Consider the following 19,012-nt stretch of genomic DNA (forward strand, 5'->3'; position numbering starts at 1 on the left):
GTCGCGATGCCGTTCGCGGTGTCTCTTGCGATGTCGTTCGCGGTGACAGCGGGCGGCAGCGTCGGGGCTTTCGGGTATCCCGCGCCGCCCGGGTCTGGGCCGCGCGGGTGCCGTCCTGGCGAGCGGGAGGCGACATGGCGCGGCCCGATCCAGGCCCGGTCCAGCGAACCGGGCCACAGCTGGCAGCGGAAGTCGACAGCCGTCCGGAGGGTGCTGACCCGGTCCGGCCTGGTGGGGCAGGTCGTCGGTGATCGCGACGGCAAAAGTGCTGCGGGTCCGGGCCCGGGATACCGGGCAAATCGCGAGGGCGGCGCGGGCGGTCGTGAACTACGTCCAGGGTGGGCAGCCGCAGGCGGCCGATCCGTTGGCGCGGTATTACGGCCGGGGCCACGCGCAGGGGCGGGCGCGCGGGTCGGCGGCCGGGCTGGTCGGGCTGCGGGGCGAAGTGTCCGGGCTGGCGTTGGAACGACTGCTGCGCGGCGAGCACGCGGTCACCGGCCGGCCGTTGCTCGCGGCGACGGGTTCCGCGGGCCGGGTGATCCGCCTCCCCCCTGCGGACAGCGGGGCCCAGACGACCGACCCCAGACCTGATGATCTGTTGACGCTGGCGCAGGCGGCGGCGCTGGCCGGGGTCGGCGCTACCTATCTACGCCGCCTGGTCAGCCGTACCAGTCCCACTCCCGCAGCAACCGCACCACCGACGATCGATATCTCTGCCGCGGTCGGCGTGCCTGCTGATGACCGTGCCAGCCCGGCGGCGCCACTGGTCGGCGAGGGGACCGTCCAGCAACCGGCGAACCAGCTGGCCGGGGTGCGAGGGCCGGACGGGCGGTGGCTGGTCCGGCGGGGCGAGTTGGACCGGTGGTGCGCGGCGCGGACCGCGCCGGCGACCGTGATCGGCTACGACGTGGTGTGCGCGGCGCCGAAGTCGGTGAGTCTGCTGTGGGCGTTCGGCGACGACGCGCTTCGCGCCGATGTCGCCGCCGCGCTGGACGCGGCGGTGGACGCGACGATCGGCTATCTGGAACGCCATGGCGCGTTCGGGGTCGTGTGTGGCGAGAGCCGTCACGCGTTGGGCCTGGCGGTGGCGTCCTATTTGCACGACGTCTCGCGCAGCGTCGAGGCGCACCTGCACGTCCACAACATTGTGATCAACGCGGTCGTCGTCCCCGCCGAGCCCGACGGCGAGCCGCAGGCGGGGGAGGGGTGCTGGGAGTGGCGGGCGCTCGACGGGGAGCTGTTCCTCGCTGAGGTCAAGACCGCCGGCCACGTCGGCGCGGCGGTGCTGCGCCACGAGCTGTCCGCGCGCCGTGGGGTCGTGTGGGAGTCGGCGCGTAACGGGGTTGCCGAGATCGCGTCGTTTCCGCCCGATCTGTTGGCGGCGTTCTCGACGCGGCATGGCGAGGTCGTCGAGGAGTTCGCCCAGCTGGTCGCGGCCGGTTTCGAACCGTCCGCCGCGACCGAGGCCGCGGCGCAGCGCGGCTCCCGCCCCGCCAAGCGGGTGCTCGCCGACGCCCAGGTCCAGGCGCTTCAGACCGAACGGCTGGCGGCTGCGGGCTTCACGGTCGAGCAGATCCGCGGCCTCGCCCCCGCACGGCCTGCCCCGGCCCGTCCCGCTGTCTTCGACGAGGAAACGGTCGGCGGGCTGTTCACCCGGCTGGCCGGGCCGGTCGGGCTGACCGAACATGCCACGACGTTCACCCGCCGCGACGTCGTCCAGCATGTCGCCACGTTCGCCGGAGACCGGCTCAGCGCGGACGGCATCGAGCAGCTCGCCGACCGGTTCCTCGCCGACCAGCGGGTCGTCGTCCTGCACGACACCGGGCGCACCCGGCGCCGGCATCAACCCGAGTGCCTCTACTCCGTCGAAAGCCTGCTCGCCGCCGAGGACACCGTGTTCGCGCTGATCCGCCAGGGCCAGGTCGCCGCCGGCGCCCCACCCCGGCTGCTCGTCGACCCGGCGAGGCTCGACTCCTCTCTGGCCGCCCTCGTCGCCCCGGCCCCGACGGCACTCGCCCCTGAGGAACGGCCGGCGCTGTCCGCCGAGCAGATCGAGCTGATCCGCCGACTGCTGGCCAGCGGCGACCTGGTCCGCCCCATCGTCGGCCCGGCTGGGACAGGCAAGACCGAGGCCATGCGCGCCCTGACCGTCCTTGTCACCGCCGCCGGGCGCGGAGTGTTCGCCACGGCGCATGGTGGCCGGCAGGCCGAGGAGCTCGCCGAGAGGATCGGCGTCCCCGCTCGGGTTGTCACCAGCTGGCTGACGCTGCTCGACAACGTCGACGACCCGGCCGCCGTGTGGCTGCCGGGGTCGGTGCTGATCGTCGATGAGGCGACCCAGGTCTCCACCCGGCACGCCGAACGCCTCCTGCGCCACGCCACCCGCACCGGCACCGTGGTGATCCTGCTCGGCGATCCCGCCCAGCTCGGCTCCGTCGACGCCGGCGGCTGGTTCACCCACCTGGCCACCCACACCGCCGACATCCCCACACTCACGACGGTGCACCGCCAGGTTGGCGCCGAGATGACACCGATCCGCGCCGCGCTCGCCGCCCTGCGCGCCGACACCGCCCCGGCGACCCGCGCCGCCCTGACCCGACTCGCCGACACCGGCCACATCGCCCTCGCCGACACCGCCGACGCCCTCCTCGAGCGCGCCGTCACCGACTGGTACACCGAACGCCGCCAAACCCTGGCTGCCGCGGCTGGCGACGCCGCGGCGAGCGGCGCGCCGGAACGCGCCGAACCCGACAGCGCGAACGGCGCGAACGGCGCGAACGGCGCGGACACGCGCCGCGCAGGCGGCGCGAACCAGATGAGCGCGCCGGTACGCGCACCGATCCGCGCCGCCTCTCCCGGCCCAGCCGCGCCGACCGCCGCCGCCTCGAACACGGGGCCCGTGCCGACGGGAGCCCGCCGCATCCGGCGGAGTCCGAGAACCGCGCCGGCCCGGCCGGCAACGGTGCGCATGATGGCCGAGCGGCAACGCGACGTCGACACCCTCAACACCAACGCCCGCGTCCTCCTCGCCGCCGACGGCACCCTGACCGGCCCAGTTCTGACCGCTGCGGGACGGGAGTTCCAAGCCGGCGACGAGGTCATCACCCTCACCCAGGCCGGCCACACCCTCATCCCCACTGGCCGGCCAACGTCGGCCTACATCCGCACCGGCACCGTCGGCATCATCACCGCCGTCCACCCCGCCGACACCGCCCACGAGCAGACACTCGAGGTGTACTTCCCGAGCAAAGGCACCGTGCGCGTGCCCTGGGAGTACCTGACGCACCGGTTCGAGGACGGCCGCGACGGCGGCCTCGGCCACGCCTACGCCATCACCGCCGCCAAGGCCCAAGGCGCCACCCTGGAGACCGCCCGGGCCATCGTCCCCGACGACACCACCCGCCCGGCGCTCTACGTCATGCTCTCGCGCGCCCGCACCGACCTACACGCCTACGTCCTACGCCGCGACGAGCTCCGCCACCGTGACGACGACGAGAACTGGCTACCTCAGATCGCCGACGCCGAGGCCGGCGGACCGCTCGATCGACTCGCCGACCAGCTCGCCCGTACCCGGACCGAACGCCTCGCCACCGACCGCGACCCCGACGCAGCTGCCGTCCACCAACTCCGCCTCCGCCACAGCCTCGCCGAACTCGCGGCCCTGCGCTTCACCGCCGGACCGGCATACCGACCCATCGGCGCGAGCACGAACCGGGCCAGCGCGGCCGCGCCTGATCGCGCGCCGGACGCGCCGCGCCAAGCGCCGCCGGCGCCCGCCGACGCGCCGCACGCTCCGCCGTCCGCGCCATCCACCGGGACGGCCGCGCCGGACGGGGCGCCGTTCGCGCCGACCCGCGCTGGTCTCCCACGCCAGGTGGCGCTCCGGCGCGCCGAGCTCGCCGCCGAAGCCGCGCTCCGCGCCGCCGCGCTCACAGCCCCACCGGCCGCGCTGCTGGCTCGGATCGGCCCGCGGCCCACGGCAGGTTCCCAGCAGGCCGGCTGGGAGGACGCGGTCGCCGCGCTGGCGATCTATCGAGCTCGCCACCAACCGGCCGCCCCCGTCCACGACCCGGGCCCGCCACCCGGCGCCTACCCCGACGACCGGCGCCGCGACCCGTGGCTACGCCACTACGACCAGGCCGTCCACCTCGCCGCCACCTGGGCCAGCACCCTCCCGGAGCCGGCCCAGGGCCGGTTCCGCAGCCCGCGCGAGAGCGTGCCGCGCGACCAGGCGATCGCCGGTCTGCACGCCCTGCTCGATCACGGCCACCCCGCCGACCAGATCCACACCGCGCTCACCCGCCAGCCTGTCACCGACGTCCAGGCGGCCGCCGCGGTCCTGGCACACCGCGTCGTCGACCTGTGCACGCAGGCCGGGCTCGACCCGGCGCTCTACGACCTCCCCACGCCACGCACCGCCCAGGACGAGTGGAACCAGACCACCCGCCTCCTGGAGACCGCCGAGATCGGGCACCTCGCCACCCGGCCTACCGGCGACTTGGCCTCCGAACGCCGCACCCTCGACGAACATCTCCGCCCGGCGGACGATGCCGACGCGGGGGAGCTGTCTTCGCGAGACCGCGCCTTGGCGCAGACCCGGCTGGCCCGGCTCGACGCCGCGCTCGACCGCCACACCAGCCACGCCCTTCTACGTGCCCAAGCCGAACCGCCTGGCTACCTCGTCGCGCTGCTCGGCCCCCGCCCCACCGGGCAGCACACGACCGCGTGGGACGACGCCGCCAGGCGCGTTGAGCACTACCGCCACCACCACGTCGGCCTGCCCCACAGCACCCCCGCCATCTCGGGAGACGCCGACCCTGCCCGCGCAGCGCTCGGGAACCGCCCGCCCGACCCGCACGCCGCCGCGGCCTACGACCAGGCCCACCAACCCGGGCCCGACCTCGACCCGCAACTACCGCTGTAATCGGTCGCTGGCTTTGGCGTGCGGGCCGACCCCTGGTTCGGCCGAAGCGCGATATCGGTTATCTCGACAAGCACGGAGCCAAGCCTTTTGGCTCTCGCACGCCCGATCGGCGACGCCAGCAGAGCGCAACGCCCGGATGATGCTCGAGGCCCCAGCAGCCGGCGGCCGTATGCACGTCGCGCGCTAGTACGGCAGCCGTAGTTTTGTGATCATTTGATCTGGGTGGGCTGGTGGTGGGTGGCCGGGTCGGCATGGCCGGGTGTCGGTCCCGGGACGCGGAACGGCCACCGGTGATCGTCGCGGGTTTGTGACGACTCGTTTGGATCTACCGGTGGCCGCGGGCCACAGCATAGACAGTGATCGTTTACTGGGTGAGTTCGAGGGGCTGCTCGACCGGATCGGTGGCCGGTTTAGTCGGGTCGAGACCCGGCGGCGGGTGCGGTCGTTCCTGCTCGGACTGATGGCGGGTCTCGGGCGGGCGAACTGCTGGACGCTGGCCGAACAGGCCGGCGAAGCCAACCCGCACGGAATGCAACGGCTGCTGGCCCGGGCGGTCTGGGACGCCGACGAGGTCCGCGACGACCTGCGCAGCTATGTCGTCGAGCGGCTCGGCACCGGTGGCGCGGTGTTGGTCGTCGACGAGACCGGCGACCTGAAGAAGGGCAGCCACACCGTCGGCGTCCAGCGCCAGTACACCGGCACCGCCGGCCGGATCGAGAACGCCCAGGTCGCGGTCTACCTCGCCTACGCCACCGACCGCGGCCACGCCTTCATCGACCGCGCCCTCTACCTGCCACGTTCCTGGACCGAAGACCGCGACCGGTGCGCCGCGGCCGGCGTCCCCGAGCAGACCGGGTTCGCCACCAAGCCGGCCCTGGCCCGCCAGATGCTCACCCGGGCCCTCGACGCCGACGTGACGGCAACCTGGATCGCGGCCGACGAGGTCTACGGCAACGACCCGGCCCTACGCAAGGAGCTGGCCCACCGCGGTCTGGGCTATGTCCTCGCCGTCGCGAAGGACCACCGGATCGTCACCGGTATCGGCACCCGCAAGGCCGTCGAGCTCGCCGTGCGCCTCCCAGACCGCGCCTGGCAGCAGGTCTGCGCCGGCGCCGGCTCGAAAGGCCACCGGTACTACGACTGGGCGCTGCTCGACACGACCGACACCGACCTGCCCGGCCGGCACTGGCTACTCGTCCGTCGCAACCAGACAACCGGCGAGTACGCCTTCTACCGCGCCCACGCCCCCAGCCCGGTCCCGCTCGCCGCCCTGGTCCAGGTCGCCGCCCGACGCTGGCACGTCGAGATCGGCTACACACAGTGCATCTGAAAATGGCGGCGCTGGGGTGGGCGGGCCGATAATCAGTGTGGATGCGTTGCTGCGGCTGGCGGCTTTGGTCGTCCGGTTGCGGTCGGTGACGGATAGGTCCGGAGATGGTGAGAGATGTCCGGCGAGCGTGGTGAGCCCCCCAGTCGGGGGTGTGGCCGAGGCTTCCCGTCGAGCGGCGGGGGATGGCGGTGCGCCTGCTGGCGGGGTGGCTGGCTCGGGTCGTGATGGCCGGGGGTGGTGCCGATGAGCACGGCGGGGTCTGTGCTGGGCAGCAGGTCGGAGAGCCGGATCCGGCCGGAGCACACTGATCGCGCGGCGGTTGTCTATGTGCGGCAGTCCAGCCGGCAGCAGGTTGTCGAGCACGCCGAGTCGACGCGGGTGCAGTACGCGCTGGTCGAGCGGGCGGTGGGTCTGGGCTGGGCGCGGTCGCGGGTGATGGTCATCGATGACGACCTGGGTGTGTCGGCGGCGGTCGCCGGTTCCCGGGCGGGGTTCGCGCGGCTGGTCACCGAGGTGACGATGGGGCGGGTCGGTCTGGTGCTGGGGGTGGAGATGTCCCGGCTGGCCCGCACCGGCCGGGACTGGCATCAGTTGATCGAGCTGTGTTCGCTGGCGGGGACGTTGCTGGCCGACCTCGACGGGGTCTATGACCCTGCCGTCTACAACGATCGTCTGTTGCTGGGGTTGAAGGGCACGATGTCGGAGGCCGAGCTGTGGCTGATCCGGCAGCGGATGTGGGGCGGGAAGCTGGCCAAGGCCGAACGCGGCGAGTTGGCGTGGGCGCTGCCGATCGGCTACTGGCGCGACCGCGCCGGGCAGGTGGTGTTCGACCCGGACGAGCAGGCCCGGACCGTGGTCCGGCTGGTCTTCGACCTGTTCGACCGGCTCGGGACGGCGAACGGCGTGCTGCGCTGGCTGGTCGAGCACCAGGTGCAGCTGCCGGTGCGTTCCCACGGCGGGGTCGACAAGGGTGAGCTGACCTGGCGGCGCCCCAACCGGGAAACCCTGCAGGTCATGCTGCACAACCCCATCTACGCCGGGTACTACGCCTACGGCCGCCGCCGCGTGGATGCGCGGCGCAGGAAGGCGGGCCGGCCCAGCACGGGGCGGGTGGTGCGCGCGATGGATGACTGGCATGTGCTGCTGCCCGACCGGATGCCGGCCTACATCAGCGCCGACCGGTATGCCGCGAACCTGGCCCGCATGCAGGCCAACCGGCAGATCGCCGCCTCACCTGGGGCGCCCAGGTCGGGATCGGCGCTGCTGGCGGGTCTGCTGCGCTGCGGACGGTGCGGGCATCGGATGACGGTCAGTTACCACACCCCGGCCAGCCGGTTCCCGTCGCATAACTACCACTGCGGCTACCTGCTCGCGACCTATGGCACCGGCCAGGCATGCCAGCACCTGGCCGGCCCGGCACTGGACCGCTTCATGACCGGCCAGCTGCTCGACGCCGTCGCCCCCGCCGCGTTGGAGGTCTCCCTGGCCGCGGCCGCCCACGCCGAGGCAGACCGGGCCGAGCTGGACACCCTGTGGTGCCAGCGGCTGGAACGCGCCCGCTACACCGCCCAGCGCGCCCGGCGCCAGTACCAGCTCGCCGAACCGGAAAACCGGCTGGTCACCCGCCAGCTGGAAACCGACTGGGAGACGGCGCTGGCCGACCTCGACCGACTCGAAACCGACTACCAACGGTTCATCGAGACACGCCCGCAGACGCTCACCGCCGCCGAACGGGCGACCATCACCGCCCTCGCCCACGACCTGCCCGCGCTCTGGAACGCGCCGACCACCAGCCAGACCGACCGCAAACAGCTCCTACGCGCCCTGATCGACGAGATCACCGTGACGGTCGTCGGCACCAGCGAGCTCGTCGACGTCACCATCACCTGGGCCGGCGGGCACCAGACCCGCAGTCGCACCACCCGCCCGGTCGCCCGCCTCGACCAGCTCTCCTACTACCCCCACCTGGTCGAACGGATCACCGAACTCGCCGGTGCCGGCCACTCCAGCCGGCAGATCGCCGACCAGCTCAACGCCGAGGGACTACGCCCACCCAAACGCACCACCCGGTTCGGCCCCGGCCAGATCCTCACGCTGACCCGACGGCTCGGAATCGGGGTCCACCACCCCCGCGACACCCGCACCGCCCTGGCCAACCCCGGCCCCGGCCGGTGGTCAGTGGCCGGCCTCGCCGTCGCCCTGAACATGCCAACCGCCACCCTCTACAACTGGATCTACCGAGGATGGATCACCGCCGAGCGCCACCCGGACGGCAGATCCTGGATCATCCTCGCCGACGACGCCGAGATCAGGCGGCTCCGCGAACGCCGGGACCGCCCACCCGGCTACTACACCCGAGCCCGCTGGACCCAGCCCCGCCCAGCACCGCCAGACCACGGCATGAACGGAACCCGGACATGAAAGACGATCACAGCTTCAGGAGCACCAACAGTGGCTCACTGAGGAAAGCTTCCAGACCTGCAAGGAACTCACCGCCCTCGACCAGCACCAGGTCCGAACCTGGACGTCCTGGCACCGCTGGACGATCCTCGCGATGCTCGCCCACGCCTACCTGACCATCACCGCCGCCGACCAACGCGACCAGCCCACCGACGACCGACTGCTACCCATCACCGTCAACGCGACCCGCAGGCTGTTCCTGGCATTCCTCGCCCTGCCCACCGCCACCCTCGACCACATCCTGCGCTGGTCCTGGTGGCGACGCCGCCACCAGGCCAACGCCAAGACCAGCCACTACCGACGACGCAACCATCAACTCAACTGATCACAAAACAGCGGCTGCCGTACTAGGCCCTCTCCCGCAGCACCGGAACCCGTTCGACGACCGCCCGTCCAACGACAGTCGCGAAGATCATTAAATGGCGCCGTATTGCTATAGATCTTGTATTGAAAGTATCTACCTATAACCTTGAGCCGGCGTTGAGCCGGCCCGCCCAGGACTTGCCCACACCGCCTCCAGCATCGCCCCTGCGCCGGTGGCGAGCACGGCCCGCGGAGCAGGAGCAACTACAACCCCTCGGGGGTCACTGCGACGCTCCGGCACCTATGGGGGTGGCGGCTACGCCGCCACCCCCGAGGACCTCGGCCTTGTAGCCTGCCAGAACTCGATCCGGCGGGTCGGCGGCGTTCGTTGATCACGCTGCCGAGGATCTTGCGGTGGTGGATCGGGCCGTTGAGAGGCGCGGCGGTCGGTGGACCAGCCGGCGCACCCGGATCCCTGCGGCAGCAACCGGGCCACCGCGGTCAGGATCGCGCGGTCGGGCCAAGTGAACCGGGGCCGCCCGACCTGGCGACGCAGTACCGAGCTCCTGGCGCAGCACCAGTACCTCCGCCGACTTCGCTGCGGCGCCGCGGGTGAGCAGGACGAGCCAGCCAAACACCTCCGTCATGATTACATATCCCACTCGCAACCCATGGCAGCAATTATGTCCACGACGCGCGGCGGTAAACCCGCAGGTCAGCGGCCCCGCATCGAGTTCTGGCACGGTACAAGCGCCGTGACATGCGGGTGACACCCCACAGCCCAGTTCCGGGGCCTGGTGAGTGTCCATCAACCTCCGAGATCGGCAGAGGCGTGATCAAACAGTCATCTACTTGCGCTATGACAACCAGGCCAGTCGAGGCGAGGCCGGGGGGAAATTTCTCCCGCTTCCCGGACTCGAGCGTTCCTCATAGCGTCAAACCTGGGCACGCCGAACGCCTCCGCCGAGGCCAAGGGCGTAATTGCCAGCTCGGACGATTCGTCGAGGAGGATCGATGGCCGAGAAGATGTCCCGCCACCAGGTCGACACGGGGTGGTATGTGACCGCGAGTGTCCGGAGAAGCCAGAGGCATCTGGTCGCCGACGACACAGACCGAAACGCGCTCTACTACCCACGATCCGTAGCCAAAGTTGTCAGCCACCCGCTCATCGCTGGAAACGACGACGTGGTACGCGACGTCCTCGCACTGTCCCTGATGCACTACCTGGACTCGACTGTCGTCCTAGAGCAGCAGATCGTCAATCCATGCTTCCTGACGATCTGCGACGATCAGCTGCCGGTGTCCCTACCGGCCGAGGCTAGGTCCCGCGCGTACATGTACTACTGCGACGAGGCGTACCACGCACTGTGCGCCGACGACCTCGGCACCCAGGTGAGGGAGCGCACTGGCCTGGCGCTGACCAAGCGCACCCCCGGATTTCTCATCGACCTCGGCGACGCGTTGCTACAAGTCTCCGGCGACCACCTGCGAGCACTAGTGGAACTCGCCTTCACGATCGTCTCCGAAACGCTGATCTCGCAGTCGCTGCTCCGGATCCCTGCAGATCCAACGGTCGTACCAGCGGTCCGCGCGTCCGTCGCAGACCACGCGCGCGACGAAAAAAACCACCATGCGTACTTCGCGCGTTTCCTACCAGTTTTCTGGCCCTTGCTGGACTCGAGGACCCAGGAGGCGCTTGGCCGTCTTTTTCCACGGTTCATCCGGTCGTTCCTGGAACCGGACAGGACGGCGCTGGCCTTCATCCTTCGCCAGTACGTCACCGCCGAGGAGGCGGAGATCATCATCACCGAAACCTATCCGCCGACCGTCGTCGACAGCGACGTCCGCGCTGCCGCCAGGGCGACGCTGAACCTGTGCGAGCGAACTGGTATGATGCGCATTCCGGCGATTGCTAGCGAGTTCGAGCGTGCGCACCTTGTCCGAGTACCGCACCACTGACCGAGGTACACGCAAGCGGCAACACCTCACGGGGGTAGCCAGGCCCGCTGGTTAGCCACCTGCGGGAGCGTCGACGGTCGAAAGGCGGGGGTTGCTTTAACGGGAAGGAGGGCACTGTTCGGATCCGCCATTTCGACTCCGTTGCGATCTTAGAAACGCGGAAATAGGCGACGCGCAAGCGGAACACTATCAACTCAACGGATAGGGCCAAATGCTCGACGATTATCAGGACAGCCGCCGCTGGGACAACGAATACGAACGCCGCGGGATCCCGTCGAGCCGGCGGAGCGAGCCATCCGGGGTCCTCCTTTGGGCTCTCGATAACTTCGGCCGCGTGACATCGCACGCCTTCCCAAAAAAGGCGCTAGACCTCGGATGTGGTACCGGGCGAAACTCTTTGGATCTCGCAAAGAAGGGCATCGATACCGTCGGTGTCGACTACTCTCAGAACGCAATCTCGCTCGCGAGAAAACGACTGGAGGAGGAAGATCCGGCGGCGACCGCCACGTTCAGGAGACACAATATCCGCCACGCACTACCCTTTGCTTCTGGCGAATTCGACTTCGCCACGGATACCTTTGTCTACTTCCATGTTCTCCCAGAGGATGACCGTAGATCATACCGAGCTGAAATAGCCAGGGTTCTCGGGCGGAGGGGCATCCTGCTGCTCTCGCTGGCCACCAAAAACGATGGATACTATGCAAGCTGCCCGTCGATCGACAACTGGCGAGCCAGTTCTTCAATCGAACTGAAGCTTGACCCAGAGGCTGGTGTCGGCAACATTCTTCCGAGCCAGGACGAACTTCTGGAAGAAATGTCCGATATCTTCCTTCTTCGCATGTTCTGGATCAAGCGAGTAGACGGCAAGATGCACGGAAAAACCTACGCTCGAGAGACCATCGGCACGCTCTGGAGTCCGAAGTAGACTGGCGGCACGGCACGGGGAAGCCAGTGTCTTGCTTTACAAGCATTACCTGGCATGAAAGACGACAGAGGTCCGGCCACCGGCGCGCGGCAAGGATTTGCGGGGGCACGTATGAACGCGCTCGGAGGAAACGGCGAACTGTCGTCGCCGGCGGCCTGGATCGATGAAGCGTTGCAGCGGAGGGGGGTTTCCCGGGCTGGACTCGCTCGAGGACTGGGGAGAAGCAGGGAAGAGGTACAGCGCTGGGTGACTGGTCGTGAGCAGGTGCCTCGGGCATACCTGCCGGAGATCGCCAGCCTGCTCGGCCGCGGCGACGAGATTGGCCTCCTGCTTCGCCTTAAGGATCGGGAAGACCTGCACGATCGGCTTCGCCGTCAGACGCAGCATTTAGCGAAGATGTGTGCGATGTCGTCCTCGGCCCTGCTGGCTGTCGTCGAGAAGGGCGTCTCCGGCATCGTAGCCGCCGAGCAGCACCGCGACGAAGTCGATCTAACAACGTTCCAGGTCAAGGTAGTTTCCGACGCAATCTTCGTCATCAGGATGTGGACTGATCTCTCCCAGAAGGCGGACGCACAGGTCCTGACTCCCGACAACATCCGTCGACACCTGAGCTACCCAGTGAACCATCTAGTCGGGCTAGCCCTCGGACTTCCTCAGGCTCTCGCAGAGCTCCCGGGGTCCGAGACGCTCGCGGAGATCGGCGACCGGGTCCGCGGCCAACTACACGCCTTGGCCCGGGACAGGTCAGACGTTGCCCTTACAAGCTTCATGAGCCAGCACGCCATCCATCTGCTGGGTCGGTACGGCAACGCTGAGGAACAATCCGAGGTGAGTCAGCTCGTCGTCGATGCGACCGCGAGCGAAGAACCATACCTTCGTCGCCTCGGCTATATGGGCCTCATACTCGGTGGCGCCGACGATGAGATCGCCTCTGAGTACGAGCACCTCCTGCGTCACGACGACGAGATGGCGAAAGCCGATCTGTTCTTCGACGGGGCTCACTACGGCGACCTCATACTAGACCACCATGGCCTCCCAAAGCACATCGAGAGATTTCCGAGACTACTGTCGAACCTGGTTCGACACTTCGAGTCACCAGGCCAATACTCTCGCCTGAGGGAGATTGACTCTTGGCGCTTGCTGCGGATACTTGATGAGGTGGGCGAGCCCCAGTTTGCGGACGCCGGATTGGCCTCGCGGCTTTTTGGCGTCCTTGAAGACGCCCCGGCGTCCGGAGGCCCGGCTTCGCGGGAGGCTCGCCGGCGAATTCTCGGGATCGCTAGCGTCGCCGACGCCGTAGGCAAGACCGTTCCGTTCTCCCCAAAGAAGGCGATCTGGGATTTCTTTCTATCATACTCTTCGCCAGATATTAGGTGGGCCGAATGGATCGCTTGGCACTTGGAGGAAGAGGGTTACAGGGTGCTGCTGCAGGCATGGGACCTGGTCGCGGGCGGCAACTGGATGACGATGGCGCAGCGCGCCGTGCAGCGCTCCGATCGTACGATCGCCCTAGTATCGCCCCACTATCTGGGCTCGCTGAGCAGCGAGCCCGAATGGCAGACCGCCCATGCGGCAGACCCACAAGGGCTGCTGCGCAAGCTAGTTCCGATCAGGGTTGAGGACTGCCAGTTGCCGGGCCTGCTGGGGCAAATGAAGACCCTAGATCTGTTTGGGCTCGGCCCCGCCCGCGCCCGCGAACAGTTGATCGCCCATATTACTGCGGTCCGGTTCGGGCGCGCAAAGCCTTTGCAGCCACCACCTTTCCCGGGTGAGAGCTGATGGTCTGGATTCGGTTCAGCAAAATACATAAGGTCGTAAGGTCACACCGGTATCGGAAGGAACTATCGTGAGCGCTACACATATCGGCGATCGGGACGTCGATGAACTCATTAGACTAGCGACGGAGGCGACCGAGTTCGCCTATGCCCCTTATTCAAGGTTCCGCGTCGGTGCGGCACTCATGACTGGGGGTGGCCAGTTTTACTCAGGAGCGAACGTGGAGAACCGGTCATACCCTTTGTCTATATGTGCCGAGCGCGCCGCAGTAACCAAGGCGGTCAATGAACGCAGGGCAGACCTGGAGATCATCGCCATCGCTGTCGCCGAGAGCAAGGGCGGACCGTGCGCGCCCTGCGGTGGATGCCGGCAAGTCATCTCCGAGTTCGCTCGTGCAGGCGCAATCCTAATCTACAAAGATGGGCGCGGAATTTTCAAGCGAGTGGCAATCGAGGAAGCGCTGCCAGAAGCTCTGGCGTTTCTCACGGAGATACCACCCAGATAGTATGTTCTAGTGTCTTGAACCGCCAATTCTTATATAGATTGTGTACCGGGTTATCTGGGCGCCGGCAAAGTTGCCGGTTAGCAATTCAGGCTCTTGATCGTCGCGAGTGGTCGTTCGAGGCAGCGGGCGGGGTGGCGTAGTACCTGGGCGATGTTGGTCGCGCCGGTCATGCGCAGGATGCTGATCGCGAGGTTGCGCAGGCTGGCCATGACCTTGGGGCCGTTGCCGGTGCGAGCGCGGTGGTGATCCTCGTCGAAGGTGACATCGCGGACCCAGTGCTGCTGGTTCTCGAAGACCTGTGGCCACGAGTGAGATCGGTGAGCAGGTTGCGTACCGGCTGTCGTGTCGGCTGCTGAACGTCTCGGAGCCCTGGATCTACAAGTGACGGGAGGGCGACCAGTCAGTGTGGCGGGCACGTCGTCAGGCGCTGGCACAGACGGTGCGCTGGCTGTGCCAGCTGCACCGCGGTGTCTACGGCTCGCCGAGGATCACCACCCAGCTGCGCGCCCGGGGCTGGTCGGTGCCGAATACACCGTCGCGGCGTTGACGGCCGAGCTTGGCCTGACCGAACGGGCGTGTCATGACGACAGCTCTGTCTCACTTTTGGTGGTGACGGAGCGTTAGCCGAGGAGGATGCGGTCGCATAGCAGGGGGAATCCTGTGCGACCGCGCCTCTGGCGCATGATCCTTTGGGTCTTGGTGTTGACGCTTTCGGTGCCGCCGTTGCGGTGGGGCTGGGCGGGGGCGTTGTTCGCGGCGTCGCGGTCGAGGTCGAGTCCGCGAGTGAATGCGTGCAGGTGGGGGAGGTCGGCGGCGCGGGCGGTAGTGATCCATTCTTCGAGCCGGTGGGCGTTGTCGGTGGCTGGTTGAAGGAGAAGCCCGGGGCGTACCTGTCCCTACACCCCAGAACAACGAGCCTAGACCGACACGCTGGCCTTCCGGTAAACACAGCCGCCGCGAACGCGAACCTGCTTCTCCACAGGCGACGCCGCTCCTGTCCATCAACCGAAGGAGCATCAAGATCACTGTGGGTGTGAAGTGGGTGCGGAAGCGCCGGCACGAGCCGTCACACAACGGCACCAGGCAGCAGGGGCGGACCGTGAAATCCCCTGCGGCTACAGACACCGCGGCATCGTCCGGTCCACCCCGACACCAAACGACAGTTACTCTCCGTGACTCTTAATCCGCGGGTTCGGGGTTCAAGTCCCTGGCGGCGCACCCGTACACAGGCTCTGACCTGCAGTTTTGCCCGATTTTTGAGATCTTGTGAGCTGCGGATCGAATCCGCTGGAATGCCCTGAAATGATCTCGGTGTGTATAACATATACGAGGGCAAAACGGACGGTCTGACCTGCGCCTTCATGTAGAGGGTCTTACGCCGCCCCGCCTCTTGATCATTTTGGTGTGCCCAATGTGTGCTCATCTGTTTCGGGCAGGTGCGTCAACCGGGACCCCAAGGTCCGGACAATTCGAACGAATGTTCGCCGCGAGTCGGGTGGCACGTCCGATGCGCAGGGTCACGCAGGTGCGATCAAACGCCGAGACGGAGCCCGCCCACGACCGGCCGCGACCGAACCCGCGCAGGACACTCCCGCCCGCAGGCCTGGTCGCTCGTAGGCCAGCGTCCTCGGGCTGCCACGCCGACCTCGCCGACCATCCCTTACGATCACGCCTGTGGGAGGGGCGCCCGAATCGGGATTCGAAGTTGCGGGTCGGCAGATCTTCCTCAGCACCGGGCCGAAGACACAGACAGTGAACGTGTGCAAGCCGGCGAACCGCCGCGGCGCCTACGAAGTCGTCTACCGCCTTCCACTAGCCTCGGCGATCACACCGCGCGATGTGTCCATTCACGGGTGTCTGACCCGTCAGGCTTGCGACCTGCGGAGACGTCGAGGTGACGCTCGCGGCGCTGCTGTTGGCCCGCGACGAAGTACCAGGTCATGCGGTTACTGGTGCGTAACCCCTGAATGGACACCGCGCGATGTCCCCGCCCTCGAGAGCCTGGAGGCCCTCGGGATCTGGCTGACCACGGCCCGCAACGCCCAGGCGGAAACACCCGCCGGCCGCCCAGTCGCCCACCAATGTCCCTGCGGCTGCGGCTGACAAGGTGTGGTTGGCCGAGGCGGTCGACCGGGTGGAGCGGGCGATCGACCAGCTCGTCGACGACTTTGCCGCGCATCCTTTCCGCCACCGGGTCGAGCATTCGCTGCACCTGCAGCTTTACCGTGCCCTGGCCGACCATGACCAGCTCGACAAACTCGTAGCCATCGGCGGATCAGACCGACACGCGGGCCTGATCCACAAAGAGTGGCCGATGTCTGCCGCCGACCACGGGCGTCGTGGCCTGTTCGACCTGGTGGTTCTCGCGCCCTCGCAGCTGGCCATCGCCGGTATTGACCAGTATCTGCAGGGCAGGATCGAACCTCCGGTGGCGATCGAGCCCGGCCTCGGCTACGGCCTGGCCCACCTCACCGACGACATCACCGGACTCGTCGACAGCCACGTGCCCTACGGCTACATCGTGCACTTCTCCCGCCTGACCGCCGCCAAGGACACAGCCACCATCGAGAGGACCCTCACCACCACGCCCCCGAACGTACGGACGGCCTACGCCCGCATCCTCCCCGACGGGAAGATCGCGCTGAAACACCTCGCCGACGACCACGTAGCCACCTCGGTACCCGGCAACCAGCCAACGGCCGCCAGCACCTGACCACCGCCGGCTTCAACCAGGTAGACATGCGCTGTCGCACAAGCGCCGGCCGGTCGAGGTGACCACCCAACGGGCGCCGGCCTACCCGCGGGGTCCTCGACGAGCAGCTGCCCGCCGCCCACCACATCGATACGCGGTACGCCAACGACAAGATCGAAGCTGATTACGGCCGGTTCAACGCCCAGCTGCGGCCGATGCGCGGACTGAAACGGTTGCGCTTCGCCCAGATAATCGGCTCCAGGCGTGCCTTCGTCCAGAACCTTCGGCGCAGCCACTCTGCAGCTGTACTGGCACCGCCGGTCGACCGCCCCACCCCCACCGGAACTGGCAGCGCTACTTGACCACGTGAGCCACTCCCACCCACTGGTCGCCCCAACCTGACCAACCAGCGACTAGGTACCAGCGCACGCCGAGCCCGATCACCTCGGGCGGGAACCGGAACCCGGCGAACTCCGACACCGGCACCGGCGGGCGAGGGCGGCGACGAGACACCACTCGATCATGCCTCGACCACCCGAGATGGACCACGACATCGGCCCATGCGGCCCTGCCCAGATCCTGGCCTTTGAAGTTCCTGGCGTGGTTCTCGCACGTGGTGCTCGAAGTCCCGTTGCTCGAACTGCTCGGCCGGCACCGTCACCGCGGCCACGGTCGGCGTGCCACCTGCCCCGGTGGCTGTCGGCCTGGTCTGGGGGTGTTAACGGGCGGCGCTGAGGTAGGCGACGGCGAGCGCCATGGCTAGGCCGCCGAGCAGCAGGCGCAGGGCGTTGTTGGGTAGCCGGCGCTGGAGGCGGCGCCGAAGTAGCCGCCGACCGCCCCACCGGCCCCGCAGGCAAGCCCGAGCGCCCAGTGTCGCGCGATGTTTCCCGGCGTGGTCAGATGATGTGGGCCGCGTGAGCGGTATCGGACCCACAGAACGCTGATTCGATCCTCCGTCACCTAACGTTCGAAACGACGAAGGTACTCGTCGACAAGGGCAATCACGTCGGCATGGCCTGTTGTCACTCCTAGGTCCACTTCCATCGCGATGATGCGCGCAATGCCGTCGAGAAGCACGCTGGCCGCCGCCGGGGAGATTGGTCCTGCGTCTGCTCCTAGTTCCTCCTGAACCTGGGCGACGGCCTTCTTTTCCACCTCCCTAAACTGCTCGGCGTAGGCGGCGATCTCCTTTTTTATCACAGACCGGTCCTGCGCGAGGACGATGAACTGCATCAGAAGATTCACGTCGCTGGGATCTGTGTTGATCTTCCAAATGGACCTCAGCGGATGGCGCGAGGAGAGCGCTCTTTTCTGGCGGCGCAGGTTCGCCTCGGCTCCTTGCCGGAATACGGCCAGGAAGAGTTCGTCCATGTTGTGGAAGTAGTAGTGCACGAGTCCGGGATTGACGCCCACCTTCGCGGCGACTCGCCGTGCGGTTACCGCGCCGTGTCCCTCGTCGAGCATGAGTTGGGCTGTCGCGTCGACGAGGGCGGCCCGCGTCTTGGAGTCGGCCGTGCCCCTTCGTCGGGCTGCCGGAGGGGCGCCGGCCTTGGTATCGACAGGTGACTGTTTCGGAGCGTCGGAGCGGTCCGAGTCCGACGCCTCCGCGGCAGGCCGGCCCGGAGGATTCGCCATCGTCACAGCGTATCGGCAGGATCGGCCGCACCGACAGCGAGAGGCTGGCGCACTGCGGCTCCCGACGGGCCCGGTGGACTCGGTCGGGCCTTGCGGTGGGCCGGCGTCGCCATGCCCCGACCGGCGGAACCGCGGCACCGCGAACCGGAGGTGGGCGGCGTCGGTCGAGGTTGACTCTGCGGGCGGGCGAGTGTTAGACATGCGTCCAGCAATGTTGGACGGACGACCAGCATGATCTAGCTGGGCGGGTGTACTTCTGTCCCGTCGTCGAAGGTGAGCGGGGTCGCGTGGTAATCGATGTCGAGTCGGTGGAGTTCTTCACCGAGCCAGCCTTGGTGAACGATCCGTATCCGTATTTCGATGCGCTGCGGAGCAGGTGCCCGGTGCATCCGGTGGCGCATCCGGGTGCAATGCCGTGAAGCTTAAGTCGATCTTGGATGGCTGATCTTCCGCTGTTGCTGGCCGGCGGGTTGGTACGGCGTGGCGGCGTGGCATCTGTGCTG

Annotated in this window: 12 protein-coding genes and 3 pseudogenes; 11 read left to right on the top strand and 4 right to left on the bottom strand. The window is 68.0% G+C overall.

Annotated features, from left to right (window positions below):
• Positions 1 to 247 precede the first annotated feature (247 nt).
• The 8 genes from mobF (at position 248) to cdd (ending at position 14,182) form a co-directional block, all read left to right on the top strand.
• Positions 248 to 4,924 (top strand): MobF family relaxase, encoded by a 4,677-nt coding sequence (gene mobF, locus BCD48_RS04040; protein ID WP_083418143.1) that lies wholly within the window; start codon positions 248 to 250, stop codon positions 4,922 to 4,924.
• 331 nt (positions 4,925 to 5,255) lie between these two features.
• On the top strand, positions 5,256 to 6,254 hold the full coding sequence (locus tag BCD48_RS04045) for an IS701 family transposase (protein ID WP_071046869.1): 999 nt from the start codon (positions 5,256 to 5,258) through the stop codon (positions 6,252 to 6,254).
• A 243-nt stretch (positions 6,255 to 6,497) separates the two neighbouring features.
• On the top strand, positions 6,498 to 8,675 hold the full coding sequence (locus tag BCD48_RS04050) for a recombinase family protein (protein WP_071046870.1): 2,178 nt from the start codon (positions 6,498 to 6,500) through the stop codon (positions 8,673 to 8,675).
• Positions 8,676 to 8,808: 133 nt separating this feature from the next.
• Positions 8,809 to 9,039, top strand: a complete 231-nt coding sequence (locus tag BCD48_RS04055; RefSeq protein WP_083418145.1) for a hypothetical protein — start codon at positions 8,809 to 8,811, stop codon at positions 9,037 to 9,039.
• 992 nt (positions 9,040 to 10,031) lie between these two features.
• Complete coding sequence (locus BCD48_RS04060; RefSeq protein ID WP_071046872.1) at positions 10,032 to 10,976, top strand: diiron oxygenase; 945 nt, start codon at positions 10,032 to 10,034, stop codon at positions 10,974 to 10,976.
• Positions 10,977 to 11,187: 211 nt separating this feature from the next.
• Complete coding sequence (locus BCD48_RS45410; protein WP_083418147.1) at positions 11,188 to 11,901, top strand: class I SAM-dependent methyltransferase; 714 nt, start codon at positions 11,188 to 11,190, stop codon at positions 11,899 to 11,901.
• A 111-nt stretch (positions 11,902 to 12,012) separates the two neighbouring features.
• Complete coding sequence (locus BCD48_RS53125) at positions 12,013 to 13,680, top strand: toll/interleukin-1 receptor domain-containing protein (protein ID WP_241841493.1); 1,668 nt, start codon at positions 12,013 to 12,015, stop codon at positions 13,678 to 13,680.
• A gap of 67 nt (positions 13,681 to 13,747) precedes the next feature.
• Positions 13,748 to 14,182, top strand: coding sequence for a cytidine deaminase (gene cdd / locus BCD48_RS45420; protein ID WP_198543068.1), 435 nt, complete (start codon positions 13,748 to 13,750; stop codon positions 14,180 to 14,182).
• A gap of 77 nt (positions 14,183 to 14,259) precedes the next feature.
• Here the strand turns inward: cdd and BCD48_RS56365 are convergent, their stop codons facing one another.
• Entirely contained in the window at positions 14,260 to 14,391 is a 132-nt protein-coding gene (locus tag BCD48_RS56365; protein ID WP_491677109.1) for a hypothetical protein, read from the bottom strand.
• 411 nt (positions 14,392 to 14,802) lie between these two features.
• Positions 14,803 to 15,057 (bottom strand): annotated as a pseudogene (locus BCD48_RS45430) (transposase); the annotation flags it as partial.
• 1,238 nt (positions 15,058 to 16,295) lie between these two features.
• On the opposite strand from BCD48_RS45430, the gene BCD48_RS04075 reads away from it, so the two are divergent.
• Together BCD48_RS04075 and BCD48_RS53135 are read left to right on the top strand one after the other, a co-directional pair.
• A complete protein-coding gene (locus BCD48_RS04075) occupies positions 16,296 to 16,895 on the top strand; it encodes a hypothetical protein (protein ID WP_131803765.1) in 600 nt (199 codons plus the stop codon).
• A gap of 28 nt (positions 16,896 to 16,923) precedes the next feature.
• Positions 16,924 to 17,170, top strand: a pseudogene (locus BCD48_RS53135) (DDE-type integrase/transposase/recombinase); the annotation flags it as partial.
• 118 nt (positions 17,171 to 17,288) lie between these two features.
• Here BCD48_RS53135 and BCD48_RS53140 read toward each other — a convergent pair.
• Positions 17,289 to 17,387: pseudogene (locus tag BCD48_RS53140) on the bottom strand (IS6 family transposase); the annotation flags it as partial.
• 447 nt (positions 17,388 to 17,834) lie between these two features.
• Positions 17,835 to 18,509, bottom strand: a complete 675-nt coding sequence (locus BCD48_RS04080; protein WP_071046881.1) for a TetR/AcrR family transcriptional regulator — start codon at positions 18,507 to 18,509, stop codon at positions 17,835 to 17,837.
• 287 nt (positions 18,510 to 18,796) lie between these two features.
• Here BCD48_RS04080 and BCD48_RS53145 point away from each other — a divergent pair, with 287 nt between their 5' ends.
• Positions 18,797 to 18,928 (top strand): cytochrome P450, encoded by a 132-nt coding sequence (locus BCD48_RS53145; RefSeq protein WP_241841495.1) that lies wholly within the window; start codon positions 18,797 to 18,799, stop codon positions 18,926 to 18,928.
• Positions 18,929 to 19,012 lie beyond the last annotated feature (84 nt).

Origin of the sequence: Pseudofrankia coriaricola (assembly GCF_001854805.1) — a bacterium.
Taxonomy (GTDB): domain Bacteria; phylum Actinomycetota; class Actinomycetes; order Frankiales; family Frankiaceae; genus Pseudofrankia.

Coding starts and splice junctions, on each gene's coding strand:
- BCD48_RS04080 (WP_071046881.1), bottom strand. CDS start 18,509: ATGGCGAATCCTCCGGGCCGGCCTGCCGCGGAGGCGTCGGACTCGGAC.
- BCD48_RS45410 (WP_083418147.1), top strand. CDS start 11,188: ATGCTCGACGATTATCAGGACAGCCGCCGCTGGGACAACGAATACGAA.
- BCD48_RS04050 (WP_071046870.1), top strand. CDS start 6,498: ATGAGCACGGCGGGGTCTGTGCTGGGCAGCAGGTCGGAGAGCCGGATC.
- BCD48_RS53125 (WP_241841493.1), top strand. CDS start 12,013: ATGAACGCGCTCGGAGGAAACGGCGAACTGTCGTCGCCGGCGGCCTGG.
- BCD48_RS04060 (WP_071046872.1), top strand. CDS start 10,032: ATGGCCGAGAAGATGTCCCGCCACCAGGTCGACACGGGGTGGTATGTG.
- BCD48_RS56365 (WP_491677109.1), bottom strand. CDS start 14,391: ATGGCCAGCCTGCGCAACCTCGCGATCAGCATCCTGCGCATGACCGGC.
- BCD48_RS04055 (WP_083418145.1), top strand. CDS start 8,809: ATGCTCGCCCACGCCTACCTGACCATCACCGCCGCCGACCAACGCGAC.